General features: G+C 47.6%; 14 protein-coding genes. 4 read left to right on the forward strand and 10 right to left on the reverse strand.

Annotated elements, in window-relative coordinates:
- Nucleotides 1–167: 167 nt before the first annotated feature.
- The 4 genes from MC7420_RS35745 to psbP form a co-directional block, all read right to left on the reverse strand.
- On the reverse strand, nucleotides 168–1661 hold the full coding sequence (locus MC7420_RS35745; RefSeq protein WP_006104640.1) for a hypothetical protein: 1494 nt from the start codon (nucleotides 1659–1661) through the stop codon (nucleotides 168–170).
- Between the two features lie 71 nt (nucleotides 1662–1732).
- Nucleotides 1733–2158 carry a hypothetical protein gene (locus MC7420_RS27295; protein ID WP_006104657.1) on the reverse strand — a complete coding sequence of 142 codons (426 nt, stop codon included), beginning with the start codon at nucleotides 2156–2158 and terminating at the stop codon, nucleotides 1733–1735.
- 170 nt (nucleotides 2159–2328) lie between these two features.
- Nucleotides 2329–2913, reverse strand: a complete 585-nt coding sequence (locus tag MC7420_RS27300; protein WP_006104578.1) for a Maf family protein — start codon at nucleotides 2911–2913, stop codon at nucleotides 2329–2331.
- A gap of 54 nt (nucleotides 2914–2967) precedes the next feature.
- Complete coding sequence (psbP, locus tag MC7420_RS27305) at nucleotides 2968–3507, reverse strand: photosystem II reaction center PsbP (RefSeq protein ID WP_006104633.1); 540 nt, start codon at nucleotides 3505–3507, stop codon at nucleotides 2968–2970.
- A gap of 293 nt (nucleotides 3508–3800) precedes the next feature.
- On the opposite strand from psbP, the gene MC7420_RS27310 reads away from it, so the two are divergent.
- Nucleotides 3801–4607 carry a tetratricopeptide repeat protein gene (locus MC7420_RS27310; protein ID WP_006104647.1) on the forward strand — a complete coding sequence of 269 codons (807 nt, stop codon included), beginning with the start codon at nucleotides 3801–3803 and terminating at the stop codon, nucleotides 4605–4607.
- 131 nt (nucleotides 4608–4738) lie between these two features.
- Here MC7420_RS27310 and psb34 read toward each other — a convergent pair whose 3' ends face one another.
- From psb34 to MC7420_RS27340, 6 genes are all read right to left on the reverse strand, one after another.
- The gene (gene psb34 / locus MC7420_RS27315; RefSeq protein WP_006104589.1) at nucleotides 4739–4918 is read right to left on the reverse strand and encodes a photosystem II assembly protein Psb34; all 180 of its coding nucleotides are present in this window, start codon (nucleotides 4916–4918) and stop codon (nucleotides 4739–4741) included.
- 103 nt (nucleotides 4919–5021) lie between these two features.
- A complete protein-coding gene (locus MC7420_RS27320; RefSeq protein WP_006104582.1) occupies nucleotides 5022–5573 on the reverse strand; it encodes a Uma2 family endonuclease in 552 nt (183 codons plus the stop codon).
- A 114-nt stretch (nucleotides 5574–5687) separates the two neighbouring features.
- Nucleotides 5688–7631 (reverse strand): glycine oxidase ThiO, encoded by a 1944-nt coding sequence (gene thiO / locus MC7420_RS43535; protein WP_006104663.1) that lies wholly within the window; start codon nucleotides 7629–7631, stop codon nucleotides 5688–5690.
- Nucleotides 7632–7685: 54 nt separating this feature from the next.
- Nucleotides 7686–8030 carry a hypothetical protein gene (locus tag MC7420_RS27330; RefSeq protein ID WP_006104562.1) on the reverse strand — a complete coding sequence of 115 codons (345 nt, stop codon included), beginning with the start codon at nucleotides 8028–8030 and terminating at the stop codon, nucleotides 7686–7688.
- Between the two features lie 281 nt (nucleotides 8031–8311).
- Entirely contained in the window at nucleotides 8312–8746 is a 435-nt protein-coding gene (locus MC7420_RS27335) for a DUF4079 domain-containing protein (RefSeq protein ID WP_006104556.1), read from the reverse strand.
- A gap of 159 nt (nucleotides 8747–8905) precedes the next feature.
- Nucleotides 8906–9292: a DUF1830 domain-containing protein gene (locus tag MC7420_RS27340; RefSeq protein ID WP_006104654.1), complete on the reverse strand. Its 387-nt coding sequence runs from the start codon at nucleotides 9290–9292 to the stop codon at nucleotides 8906–8908.
- A 502-nt stretch (nucleotides 9293–9794) separates the two neighbouring features.
- Between MC7420_RS27340 and MC7420_RS27345 the strand changes: the two genes are divergently transcribed.
- From MC7420_RS27345 to MC7420_RS27355, 3 genes are all read left to right on the forward strand, one after another.
- Nucleotides 9795–11378: a photosystem II high light acclimation radical SAM protein gene (locus MC7420_RS27345; RefSeq protein ID WP_044210043.1), complete on the forward strand. Its 1584-nt coding sequence runs from the start codon at nucleotides 9795–9797 to the stop codon at nucleotides 11376–11378.
- A gap of 197 nt (nucleotides 11379–11575) precedes the next feature.
- Nucleotides 11576–12961 (forward strand): DICT sensory domain-containing protein, encoded by a 1386-nt coding sequence (locus MC7420_RS27350; protein WP_044210045.1) that lies wholly within the window; start codon nucleotides 11576–11578, stop codon nucleotides 12959–12961.
- A 24-nt stretch (nucleotides 12962–12985) separates the two neighbouring features.
- On the forward strand, nucleotides 12986–13624 hold the full coding sequence (locus tag MC7420_RS27355) for a pentapeptide repeat-containing protein (RefSeq protein WP_006104625.1): 639 nt from the start codon (nucleotides 12986–12988) through the stop codon (nucleotides 13622–13624).
- Nucleotides 13625–14424 lie beyond the last annotated feature (800 nt).

The following is a 14424-nucleotide window of genomic DNA, read 5'->3' on the forward strand; positions in this document are numbered from 1 at the left end:
TGTTCAGTCATCCAATCATCTACCGAAATTTCCCCAAAATGGAAACCTTCGTGACTCAACATTCAATTGTATCGCTCTACTTGACATCTCCACTCCAGCTCCCAGACGTTGCATGCAACGTCTCTACATTGCTAGACGTTGCATGCAACGTCTCTACATGGCTCCCCCTAGGGTTCCTGTTTTTTATCCTGAAAGGGGCTAGGGGGTGGAGGCGGTGGTGGTTCTCCTTTCTGCGTTGATTTGGGTTTCTTCTCCCAATCCTCCTCCTCTGGATGGCTTAGGGGATCAAAATCATCCAGGGAAAATTCGTCCAAGGAGAGTTCCTCGAATTCATAATCCGGCTCATTCACATTTTCGGTGGCTTGGTTTTGATCCCCCAACAAATCCATGGGATCACTTGATGATTCTGAATTCAGTTCTTTTTCCTCAGAATCTTCAGCTAAAGCATCTAACCCTTCTAGAGGATCGCTGGTAGACTCAGGGGTTTGGCTTTCACTCAAGTCTGACCATTCAATCTCACTATCAACCTCAGTTAAATCAGAATAGGGTTCAAGTTCCTCAACGGCAAATTCATCCCAGTCTTCCTGAATATTTAACGCTGAGGGAGTCTCCTCAACAGGTGGAGGGGCGGCGAAGGGGTCAAAGTCTTCTACTAAGTCACCCCAGTCTTCATCCGTATCCATCTGGGCAAAAGAGCGATCGCCTAATTCCGGTTCATCTACTACCCAGTCATCCCAGTCGGTATCGTCGTCAGTATCCTGGTTTAGTTCTTCTAAGGAGTCCAAACTGGGCATTTTTTTAGCCGATTCCGGTTCCCTCGGTGTGGGTTCAATGTCTGTCTGGGGTGGGATATCCGGTTCAGCCGAAGGGGGTGACTTCAATTCCTCAAGTTCTAATGTCCCCCAATCTTCGTTGAGAACTTGCCAGTCTTCCTCATCTAACTCCGCTTCGTGGCGATCCGATAGCGGTTCTGGTTCGGCTTCAATGAATTCATCTCTCGCATCCTCCTCAGGGATTGAGGACTCTTCATCCTCTAGCGGTGGGGGTGGAGGAGGGGGTAATGACTCAAGCAAATCTAGCACCGAGTCATCCTCATCATCCTCATCTTCCTCCTCTTGTTCCTCCCAAGCTGTTGTTATCTCTGGCGAGGGAGTCGATTCAGGAGATACCTGTTCCTGAATATCCGGAGTCGTCAAATCTGGCGTTTGGGCGGTCAATTCGGCGGCGGCTACTCCCGCATCCGGTGGGGTGGCTGTCTCTTGCGGGGGAATGGATAAGGGCGGGTATTCTATCTCACTCAACCCTGTCTTTTGATATTGCAGCGCGATTAAAATCTCAAATAGCTTTTGCAAACTTTTAAGATTATTCTCAACAAGCTGATTGCCGTGTGCCACCTGGTCTAAATGAAAGGGGAGGAGATCTCGATAGGGACCATTGCCAATAAACTGATCCCCAATCTCATTCGCGATCGCTCCCTCAATCGTATTAATTTGAGTCCGCAGGCGATAACCGGGTTGGGCGGCTGTTTGGGCGCCATCCTCAGCATCATCAGCCACCCACGTTGTAATCTTCAACTGAACCGCTTCCGCTAAAGCCCCAGCAAACGCTTCTTGAACCTTGCCTGCTTTAAGTTGTTGCCTAAAATCCTCACTCGACGCCATAATACACTCACGTGAATTTGGGCGATAACCAATACAGAAACTGCCAGATTTGTCAACCTCTATCTTCAAGATTAGGGTAAATTATCCTGACTCGAAGGCGACAGAGCTGGATTGCTCTCCCGAAGTTGCTGCTGGGTTGACTGTTGGGGTTGATATTGCACGCGAGTCAACACGGTAAAGAGTTGTTGCAAGTTTTCCAGATTATTCTGGATAATCTGGCGTCCTTCCTGAACTTGCTGGGTATGAAATTGGCGTAGTTCCGTATAGGGACCATTACCGATAAATTGAGATCCTACCTCATTATCGATAGAGCCTTCCACAATATTAATCCGGGTACGCATACAGGAATTAGCCGCAGGCTTCTCTGTTTGGGGCGAATTGGCGGAAGCCACCCAGGTGGTAATTTCCAACTCCACCGATTCCGACAAGGCTAGGGTAAAGGCATCGCCAATGTTTCCCGCCTTTAGTTTCTGTTTGAATTCTTCGCTGGTTGTCATAAAATCCGCTCCAGCTATATTAGCGTAATACTCAAAGTCCTTTGACTATAACAAACTTCCGCCTCACCTGAACAAATTTTCTCACATGATGAGTCAGTGTTTTTCTTCACTATTGCCCATTGCCTATTGCCCATTGCCTAGCGCGTAGCGCTATAACGAATGACAAATGACTACCAAAAATCCGTCACCTCATAACCTAGCTCACTCAGCATCTGATACAACAGGGGTAAACTCAAACCAATAACATTACTATGACAACCGTCTAGTTTTTCGACAAATAAGCCGCCCCGCCCTTCCAGCGCAAAGCAGCCCGCACACTTAAGCGGTTCGCCTGTAGCCACATACGCTTGAATCGCGCGATCGCTAACATTGGCAAAGTAGACTTGTGTTATCCCACAACGGACAATTGTTTTGTCCTGGGATAAGTCAATTAAGGCATGACCCGTATAGAGTTCGCCCACTCTACCCCGCATCATCTGCCAACGCGCGATCGCCTCTTGGGGATTGGCTGGTTTCCCGTGGATCTCACCCTGAATGCTTAACACTGAATCACAGCCTAACACTAGCGCATCGTTAAATTTAGGCGCAACGGTTTGGGCTTTGTGTAATGCTAATGTTTTGACCAACTCTACCGGATCAGTAACCTTAACCTGAGATTCATCAAAATCACTCTGACAAACGATGGGTTCAATGCCAACATTGTGCAATAAACGGCGGCGTGCTGGCGAAGCGGAGGCTAAAACGAATTTTGTCATTCGTCATTTGTCCTTTGTCATTCGTTACATTTATCTTGACAAATAACCCCTAATCTAGTAGACATTAAACGAACTAACGACTTGGGTAAACAAGTCTTGCACTTTATCCCAACGTTCTTCAGTGGTTGAAGCATTCAAGGTATAGAGCTTATCATGACTGATCACGGCTGTGGCTAGGTCATGCCGATTTTGACTGGGAAGTTTGACACTATATTCAAGAAGATAATAGGTTTTGTCTCCCGTATCGCGAGCTTTGGCATCAACTAATTCAACTTGACGATTGGAATTCGCAGCCGAAAGCACATTTTGTTGGAGTTGGTAACCGACTTCCCCCGGTGTTCCTAAATCGGTGAGGGTTGTATTCTCTGGAACGGGGTTAATCACCACGCTGACATTTTCGGTTTGCTCGATCAAATCCCGAAATACGACATCGGGTCCATCAGTGACTTTAATCGGCACCCAACCATTCGGATAGAGAAACTCATAACCGTCAGCCGTATCGACATAGCTTTTCAGTCCACTAACGCCGACAGTGCAGCCATGCAGACTTAAGCTCAATACTAGCAGCAAAATGGCGGCAATGGTCTTGAGCATCTTTTTATCCTTTGAATTGGTGCATTCTTATTGTCTCATCTTCCGGGTACACTAATGATCAAGATAGGTCATGTTGGCTTGGACAGGGTTAAGGTTATAGCACTACGCATTGAGGTTAGGACAATACAATTGGGTGAAAAGGCAACAGGCAACAGGCAACAGGCAACAGGGGAATATCCTAATGTATCGCCGTATTACTATAACGAGGAACCACTTGGAGAAGGTTTACGTCGGCAGAGTGTAAAACTCTCACGCTAACTCTCTTAAGATTAAATCGGAAAACCAAAACAACGATGAACTCAACCTATCGCATACTGACCATTTTGGGATTAATGACTGTCCTGACGGGATTCTCCGAAGCGGTTCACGCCCAACAGCCAATCAGGGTTGTGCAAGAAGCCCCGTCCGAGGAGTTAACAGCCGTGGAACTGTATAACCAAGGCGTCGATAAATTGGAAAAGGGTGATTATGCTGGTGCGATTTCTGACTTCGGCGATGCATTAAAACTGGAGCCCGAAGATGCGGATACCTACTATAATCGCGGCTACGCTTATCATAGTCTGGGTAATTACGATGCTGCGATTTATGACTATACCCAAGCGATTAAGTTAAATCCCGATTTCAGTCAAGCCTATAGTAACCGAGGCTATACCTATTTTGTGCGCCGGGATTATCAAAAAGCGATCGCGGATTTCACTAAAGCAATCGAAATTGATCCGGAAAATGACACAGCATATATTAGTCGCGGGAATGCCTATGATGAGTTGGGAAATTCTGAAGAGGCTCTCAATGATTACGCCAAAGCGCTGGAAATCAACCCCGAAAATGCTCGCCTTTATTATAATCGGGGGCTAACCCGCAATCGCTTGGAACAATATGAAGACGCGATCGCTGATTATACTAAATCAATTGAACTGCAACCCACCTTTGCTGAAGCCTATTACAATCGGGGGCTGACTCAATTCCAATTGGAGAACATTGAAGCAGCGACGGCTGATTTGCAGAAAGCGGCTGAACTTTTCAAAGAACAAGGCAGATTAGACAGTCATCAAAGTGTTGTGAATGCGTTACAAGCGATGCAAGGGGAAGCAAACCCCTGACCCTACTGATTTTGGCTTTTTAGGCTAAATCGAACTAATGTTTCGCGTAATCCTTGATCAGATTTCACTTCATTGTTAGTCCAAAATCGCTGGATTAACAGGGGTGTTCCCGATGTAGGGATTCGCAGAACCTAGCTAACGCTGGATACAGAAACAGCCACGTACATTAATCCACTAACTAAAACTAGAGCCGCAATTCCCAGAAATACATAGGTACGTTGCTCGGTTTTGGTTGGTGGTTCTGCTTGGTAAACTTTCGGTTCACGGGCAAAGTTATTTAAACGTCCGCCTTCTTCTGTGGTATATGGCATGAATGATAACCTTCTTTACTCAACTTATAGAATTGTAACAAACTCTCAGTATAAAAACTCTCTTGTTTGGATAAGAAATTTTTATAGTCGCTAAAAAGCGGTTCTAACCCTCTAATAATCGTTGTACCGAAACCCGAACATCAGGAAATGCCAACGGGTGAATTTCTCCCGTCGTCAGGGTTAATTGGCGGGTATAGTCACCATCGACAGGTTCACGAAATACTTTCAGGTGTCGGTTTTTTAAGTTGACAACCCAATAGTCCTCAATTCCAGCAGTGGCGTAAGCCTTGCGCTTAATCTCCAAGTCTTTGGCAAGGCTGGTGTTAGCAAACTCAATCAGCAAAAACACATCTTCAGCGTAGGGATGGCGATGGCGGTAGATTCGTCCCAGAGGTCTGACGATCGCCAAATCAGGTTCAGGTTCAGAGTTATTCGGTAGGGTAATAGGACGACCTTCCCGGACTTTAGCGCGATCGCCTAAAAGTTGGCTAAGATAAGTCCCACTTTCATCTCCCAGGTAAGCATGTTCGGGACTCTCTGGGGGCATTTCAATAATTTCTCCGTTTAACAGTTCGACGTGACGATTGGCTAAAAGACCGACTTCAATCATGCGGTGATAGTCATCTAGGGTCCATTTGGCGGTAGTTACGGTCATCACAGTATGCTTCCAGAGTTTAGGGATTTAGTTAATAGTCAGTTATGTAAATACTCCTCAAACTTCCCAAGGACGAATGACGAATGACAAAGGACAAATGACAAATGACAAAACTTAACTAATTGTCCCCGTCAACGGTGAACTTGCACTGGCATAACTTTTAATTGGAATCCGTCCCGCCAGAAATGCCAAACGCCCCGCTTCAGTCGCCATCCCCATCGCTTTCCCCATCGCCACCGGATTTTTGGCTAGCGCGATCGCACTATTCACTAGTATTGCATCTGCCCCCATCTCCATAGCTTGGGCGGCTTCACTGGGCGATCCAATCCCCGCATCTACGACCACAGGAATTCCCGCTTCTTCGATAATAATTTGGATATTTGCCGCCGTTTTAATCCCCTGTCCCGAACCAATCGGAGAACCCAATGGCATTACTGTGACACAGCCCACCTCTTCCAATCGTTTAGCTAACATGGGGTCAGCATTAATATACGGCAGTACGGCAAACCCTTCTTTCACCAGTTTCTCAGCGGCTTCCAAAGTGCCAATTGGGTCGGGTAATAAATATTTCGGGTCGGGAATCACCTCTAACTTGACAAAATTATTATCCTCTTGCCCCAATAACTTTGCCATTTCCCGTCCTAACCGCGCCACCCGCACCGCTTCTTCTGCGGTTTTACAGCCGGCGGTATTGGGTAACATCCAGATTTTTGTCCAATCCAGCGCCTCTGCTAATCCTTCATGACCCGGGGCTTTGGTTTGCACCCGCCGCACGGCTACGGTAACAATCTGACTCCCACTCGCCGCAATCCCCTGTTGCATTTGTTCAATGGTGCTATATTTCCCTGTACCGGTCATCAGGCGGGAGTGAAATGTTCGACCTGCAATGATTAACGGGTCAGATATCGCTGGTTCTGTAACCGAGATGTTTTGGGGAGATACAGGCGTAAGTGGAGAGCTAATCATTAAATTTGAGGAGGATTGATGATAAAAGCGATCGTATCGAAAATGGTCTAATAGCGGATCAGGGGTTTGCGTTTCCATCCAGTCTGCCAGTAGCTGGGCTGTCACCGGGGCGAGGAGAATACCGTTACGATAATGTCCCGTCGCTAGGGTTAGATTTTCACAAGGGCTGACTCCCAGGATCGGACATTCATCGGGGGTGGCGGGTCTAAATCCCCACCAGCATTCCCGAATTGACCAATCCTGTAGGGATGGATATAACCGTATTGCTCGTGATAGTAAGGTGTGAATTCCTGCTGGCGTATTATCCGATTGCCATCCCACATCCTCACTGGTTGCACCAATCAATAACCGCCCATCTCGACGTGGAACTAAGTAGGTATCGGGTCCATACAACACCCGTTGTAGGGGTAAGGGCTGATGGGGATTGACTGGTATTTGTACCGACAGCATCTGACCCTTTTTCGGATAAACGGGTACAGGTAGCAGTTGGTTAGACCAAGCCCCTGTTGCTAAGACATACTGATCAGCCTGAAATTCACCAACCGAGGTTCTGACGCTACAAACGCGACGATTTTGCTGCTCAATTGCCTCAACGGTTACGCCTTCGCGCAGGTCAATCCCTGATTCTTGAGCGGCTAATCGCAGGGCTTGTGCCAAGGCGCGGTTATCGACTTGCCCATCTTCGGGATACCACCAACCACCAATCACATCTGCCCCTAAACCAGGTTGATATAGATGAATCGCCTGTTTATCTAACCAATTCCCGACGTCAGACTGAGAGGCGGCAGCATCTTCATAGACGGGGGCGAGAATCCCACAGGGCAAATATCCTGTCGCCACACCCGTAAGCTGTTCCAGTTTGGTACACCATTGGGAATAGAGCGATCGCGATCGCCCACATAATTCCCGCATCGGACTGTCGGGAATGGCTTCCGCATGAGGGGCTAACATACCAGCGGCAGCTAGAGTCGCTGCTTGTTTAAAGTCGCGAGTTAATACCGTGACTGTCGCCCCCCGCCACTTCAACTCTAGGGCGAGTGCCAAACCAATCACGCCACCGCCCACAATTAAAATATCACTGCAAAAGTTCATTAGATAAAACGTTAGACGCGCCCTAGCCAGTCCGTACAGATTTAGTCAATCACGTTACCAGAGAGCCGTAATCGGTTCGGACTCCTCTGTCGCTTCACCCGCGCCTGTATCCGCTTGACCCACTGTGGTTTGAGGGGCTTGAGCTGTACCCTGATTATTTTGGGCTTGATTAATCGTCGCTGGAGCCTGAGCCGTTGGCTGAGTTCCCGTTGCTGCTTGAGGTTGTTGTGTTGCCCCTTGGTCAGTTGCCGTGTCTGGAACTGACTCAATGATTTGGTTCGCTGTGCGGTTTTCACCCCCAAAGAGTCCTCCCAAAAATGGAAGGGATATACCCTGCCAACCTAAAGCTGCTCCGACTACAACGGCAGCAATGATCACTAATCCAATTAATTTATTCATTTTTGTTTCCCTGTAAACTCTACAGGACTTATGTCCCACCTACATATTAGATAGTTTTTGTACTGGTTTTTTTACTCTACTGACACCCTCTCCAGCTAAACTTTGTCTGCTGTGGCAACCTTCTCAGGAGATTATCTCTAGCGAAGTGAGCGACCTACATGAAATCAAAGATCATCATAATGTAGGGCTTCTTGCCTGATAAGCTAACGCCTTCCCAATTATATCGCTCACTCTGCTCCCCCAGCTCCCCCAGCTCCCTCTGCTCCCCCAGCTCCCTCTGCTTACAAATATTTCTGCACCACCTGCCATCCGGAATAGGATACCCAGGCAAATCCGACAAATAAAGCAATATTGGTTCCCAGATGAACTGCCCGCGCCCAAGGGTGTTGGGGGCTAATCTGGGTGGAACTTGCGGCGGACACCGCAACCAACGCTACGACAGCTAATCCGGCAATCAAGTGTCCAGAATGTCCGAGATTGCCATAATGACCGATAGTACCCACTACACCAATTCCCAGGAGCAGCAAAACCAAACTGACCATTACCCATCCGATGATGTAGTGTAAAGGTCGCAACCATTTCGGTTTGGGGTGTTGAGAGCGCCGTTTCGTGAACATAACACTGCCCGTCACCGCCAACAGACTATAAGCCGCGAGGGACAAACCCATTGACCAAGCGGCTATTTTCCACAACCAGATAAAGTCGGGCAGATTCACAACTTAATGCCTCAAATTTAGCCTGTTTACCGGAAATGATGGGTCTAAAGCCTCGTCCTAAAATGGCGTGGTGAGGATGTCAATGCCCCAATCGTAACGTAAGAGGTTGCTCGGCTGAACAACCTCTCTTAATCTTTGTTTTTTAATGGCTTTTGTTATCTAGTGAGCTGTTGCCACAGCTAAAAGCGCTTGGCTGGTGCTATTATGACTAATTGTTTTTTCACTGGGCTTATTATCATCAGTCGGTGGTACAACGGCTTTAGCGTCAGAAGACGACGTCGGATTACCGTCTTGAGCGATCAGCAAGCGAGTACAGGGGATGGTATCCGAGAGAATCGCACTTGCCATCATCCCGGTGTGAATCTCTAATAGCGCCTGAGGTAGGGCTTCAAAGACTAAGCGCTGTCCTGGAAAAACCACACGCTCAAAATACCAATTGGGAATATTTGTAATCCGAGCAATTTGAATCTGGCTCGTGGCGTTTACATAGCAACAGACAATGTGAGTTTGATTATCAGAGGGTAGGGGATCAAGTATCTGAGTCATAACTGCTGAGTGAGGTACTAAATGAATTCTGTTTGTTATTACTTCACCTAACTTAGCACTTGTGATTCCTTCCCTGTTGTAAATCCGACTACCAATTTAGGTATATTTTCGCCAATCTCGTCCCAGCGATCACCGCTAAATGGCTAATTTGTCCCATCCCTGGGGATAAGAACTTCTACCTAGGGTTAAGACCCTCAATTTGAACGCCTTAGGTAAAATTGCTTAGATTACCTCCCTCAGACTCTCAACGATGAACCCCACGAAAAAAAATAGCATACGCTTGAGGTCAGAACCCAATCTTGTTAAAGTAAAGTTAAGTTATGTGAAAAAGAAATCAAATATCTGAGAAAGCTGGGCTGGGGCTGTGTTATTATCTCCCGGTCGGTGAGGGCTTAAACGTCTGCGTACACCGGGTTTTCATCCAAGTTGGGTTGGAGATTTGCCCAGTTCAACCGAGCCAACCCTGTTCATAAAAGCCGATTTATCCCAGATAAAATTTATAATGTCACCAAAAATTCTTTATGTGCGCCTCCCCTGCAACCCGATTTTCCCGATTGGTGTTGTCTATCTAGCCGATCACGTTCACAAACTTTTCCCAGAGGTAGAACAGCGCATCTTTGACTTAGGCACTGTACCTCCCCTGGATTTTTCGCGATCGCTCGACGCCTGTATTGACGAATTCCAACCGACGCTGTTGGTATTCTCCTGGCGCGATATTCAAATCTATGCGCCAGTTGGCGGTAGAGGAGGTAACCCCTTGCAAAATGCCTTCGAGTTCTACTACGCCAGTAACCCCTTTGTCAAGTTACGCGGGGCGATCGGCGGCTTACGCCTAGCCGCCGCCTATTATACTGAACTGTGGCGTAATTTAGGATTGATTCGCCGGGGACTTAAACGCGCTCGTACCTACAACCCAGAGGCACGGGTGATGGTTGGCGGCGGTGCAGTGAGTGTATTTTATGAACAACTGAAGACTAAATTACCCAACGGGACAATTGTCTCCGTTGGCGAAGGTGAAACCCTGCTAGAGAAACTCCTGCGGGGTGAATCGTTTGCTGATGAGCGCTGTTATGTGGTGGGTGAAACGCAGCCGCGCGATCGCATGATTCATGAACGCCCAACTCCCCTAGAAAAAACCGCTTGTAATTACGACTATATCCAAAGCATCTGGTCGGCGTTTGATTATTATTTTCAAGAGAGCGACTTTTATATTGGGGTGCAAACTAAACGGGGTTGTCCCCACAACTGCTGCTACTGTATCTACACCGTCGTCGAAGGTAAACAAGTACGGATCAATCCCGCTGATGAAGTGGTTGCCGAAATGCGCCAGCTTTATGACCGAGGTATCCGCAACTTCTGGTTTACCGATGCTCAGTTTATCCCCGCCCGGAAGTTTATCGACGATGCGGTGGAACTGTTGCAGAAAATTCTCGATTCTGGGATGACCGACATTCACTGGGCGGCATACATTCGGGCAGATAATCTCACCCCCCAATTATGCGACTTGATGGTGAAAACCGGGATGAACTACTTTGAAATCGGTATTACCAGTGGTTCCCAGGAATTAGTCCGGAAGATGCGGATGGGGTATAACCTCCGCACCGTGTTGGCAAATTGTCGGGATTTGAAAGCAGGGGGCTTTAATGACTTGGTTTCGGTCAACTATTCCTTTAATGTAATAGATGAGCGACCGGACACCATTCGCCAAACCATTGCCTATCACCGGGAGTTAGAGCGAATCTTTGGTGCTGACAAGGTGGAACCCGCTATCTTCTTTATCGGACTACAACCCCATACTCATTTGGAAGCCTACGCTTTTGAGAACAATATTCTCGAAAAAGACTATGATCCAATGAGTTTAATGCCTTGGACAGCGAAAAAGCTACTCTGGAATCCCGAACCCCTAGGCTCTTTCTTGGGTGAGGTTTGTCTGCAAGCTTGGCGGCAAAATCCCGATGATTTTGGTCGCGAAGTGATGAAAATTTTAGAGGAGCGCTTGGGCTGTGCGGATTTAGAGGAGGCATTAGCGGCTCCGATTGAAGCCTCAGCTAAGACGCCGCCTAAACAACTGGTTACAGCGGGGTAGTTGCTCCTATCCGTTTATCGCCAACTCGAACTGCTTGGAGAAATTCAACCCTAAAATGTATCATAATTAACATAAAATCATCGGTTAAAATTCTCCCCTGCTCTCAGACGCGCCATGGCAGACGCGCCATGGCAGACGCGCCATGGCGCGTCTCTACACACCCACTTTCCCCTGAACCCCTCAGACAAGGTTTGATCATGCTGCAAGGTTCGATATTACAAAAGTTAGACACAGCTCATCGCGGCGGTAAGCGACCGCTGAATTTTGGTGTTTATCATAAAAACACTTTAATCGCCCTGTGTCATGCCTTGGAAGACTTCATCTTAGAGTCAGAGGGAAAACCTCTGCTAATTGCAGCATTTCAACAGGGGAAATGGTATATGCAAGAGGCAGAACGCTATGGCGATTTAGCGGAACAGTCGTCTCAAGTGGTAATTCTGGCGACAGCGGAGACTGGTTTTGGGGAGCATCCCACCAGCCAGCGCTCTAATGTGAGACTATTGGATTTAGATGCTTCTGATCCAGTGGCTCAAGAATGGCATTTGATCATCATGTCGGAGACATACACAGCAATGGTCTTATGTCAAGAGCTATCGGCTGAGGATTATGGCAGTAAAGGATCACCCAAAGATGATCGGGAGCGCAAGTTTTATGGGTTCTGGACATTTGAGCCGGAATTGGTTCGGGAAACGGTAGATTTGGCGATCGCACATATTGGCGGTTACGATCAACAGTTACAACAGCGCCTAACCGACCAAGCACAAAAGATCACAGCAGCCTTCGGCAGCAAAAAACGCGATGATATTGGGGAGGTTGTGTCTCGCGTCGTCGAATATCTCGAAAGCTTTGAACAAGAATTACACCAAACTGAGGATGAGCCACTTCAGAACTTGCCCCTTGCCGAGCAAGACTTAGATAATAATTTAGTGTCTAATAAAGTGCAGGCATTTTTGCGGATGGCACAGCTCATCGATCAAGCTGATGTAACTAATCCCATGGCAGCGGCGGAAGTGGCAACCCTTTGTGAAGCGATGGGTCAATTGCTTGATTTACCCGCATGGCAAACCAAACGGCTGCGATTAGCGGGATTGCTGCATCGCCTCGCGCCGTTACAAGCCGTAGATGATGACCTAGAACCAGCAAAATCCACGGTGCAGCAACAGACGGTAGCTCAACAAGAAACGATGCCCAAATCCTCGGTTTTGCGTGTCATGCCCCAATTACAGGCAATTGCTCACATTATCACCCACCAAAGCGAACATTGGGATGGTTCAGGACAACCGGATGGTTTGGCTTATGATGCAATTCCCTTGGAGTCGAGGATTTTAGCACTGATGACCACATTTCAACAGCGGCTCAAGGACTATCAATCCCAAGAGACTCCTTTGGCAAAAGCACTTAACGACTGTCAGGCGTCAGCGGGTACAGTATTTGACCCAAAACTGCTTGAGGCTCTAGAACTACTGGTGATGGGAATGCAACAGGGTATGAGTTTACAGGCAAATCAACCTAAAATAGCCGCAGGGATGTGGTTGCTTGATTCCCATTCCCCTCAGGAAGCCCAATCAAATGTTTCGTCTTAAGGTTTAAGTCACGCAGGAAAATTGATGGAAATCGAAGCAATTCGCGCAGGAAAAATCAAGCAGCTCTCAGGTGCTAATCTAGACGACGAAGACTTGTCTGGGAGCCAACTGGAACAGATTAATTTGGCAGGCGCTAGTCTGGTGGGTACGAATTTGTCGAGAGCGAATCTCAACGGTGCTCGTCTTGATGGCGCTAAACTGCTGTGCGCTCAATTGGTGTCGGCTGATGTGCGGGCAAATTGTTTGGGCGCTAATCTAATGCAAGCCAACTTGACTGGGGCGGATTTGCGCGGGAGTAATCTCCGAGGCGCGAATTTAATGGGCGCGAATTTGACTCAGGTATCCTTTGCTGGTGCGTTTTTGAGTGGCGCGAATCTTATGGGTGTCAACCTCCAAGGCGTCGATTTTCGAGGCGCTGATCTGCGGGGGGCGAATCTCAACAGTGCTAATCTGAAGGGGGCGGATTTATCGCAAGCGGATTTACAAGGTGCTAGCTTGTGTGACGCCAATTTTGAGGAAGCGGATTTGCGCGGGGCGAATCTGGGAGGGGCAAATTTAACGGGAGCGAATTTGCTTTGTGCTGAACTCGATGAGGTCAATGTAAATGGTGCTACGTTAGAGCGGACTTGTGTGGTGGGAACGTCTCTGGACAGTAGTTACTAGAGTGTTGCCTGAGAGTTGTGAGTTTTTGTTCTTAGAACAAAAGTAATACAAAGGGGAAAGAAGCAGCAAATGATAATATTCTGACATAGAGGCTTGGATTTAGGCTTCACTCCTGCTATGATTCATGATTATCGAGTTGCGCCAAAAAAACTCTTCCATCTCGACAGGGTGGAGGAATATTTGGTATTGGATGGATGGGGAGAATAGGGAAAAAGGGTTAATGAACCTGATATAGCGCTACGCGCTAGGCTTTCTGGCAATAGGCAACACCTCGGCTCGGACTTCGGCGTAAGGCTTCGGCGGTGAGCGCGGCAACTGAGCCTGTCAAAGTTCAGTCGAACGCTTACCTCAACGGTCAGTGAGCCTAGCCGAACTGCGCTCGGTAACACGCTCGGTGTGTCTTATGGAATAGTGAAGAAAAACACTGACTCATCAAGGGATTGAGCGATTTAAATTTTTCTTCTTTTCTCCTAACCTTAGAGCCTAGTGCTATAAAATTAGGGGCGTTTCATCTCCTGGGAATTTGTCCTGGCTCACCTCCTCACCTCGTCAACCGTCCTCGTTAACGAAAAAGGCATTGTGCCAGACTAGGGGGTTGGGAGGATATCTATCCCCAAATCAGTTCGGTTATTTCCCCGATTAAACTCTATCCGTTTCTCGGTATTTTAGGCGATGATAGTAACTAGGAGAGAATGCCAACCTGTTGAACCCTGTCGGTGTCAGGAGGAAAAGTAGCAGATGCCACAGCCGGATGATTTTTCCGAAATGTTGAACCTTTACCTCTTTACCGTCGTCTAAAG

Origin of the sequence: Coleofasciculus chthonoplastes PCC 7420 (assembly GCF_000155555.1) — a bacterium.
Classification (GTDB): Bacteria; Cyanobacteriota; Cyanobacteriia; order Cyanobacteriales; family Coleofasciculaceae; genus Coleofasciculus; species Coleofasciculus chthonoplastes_A.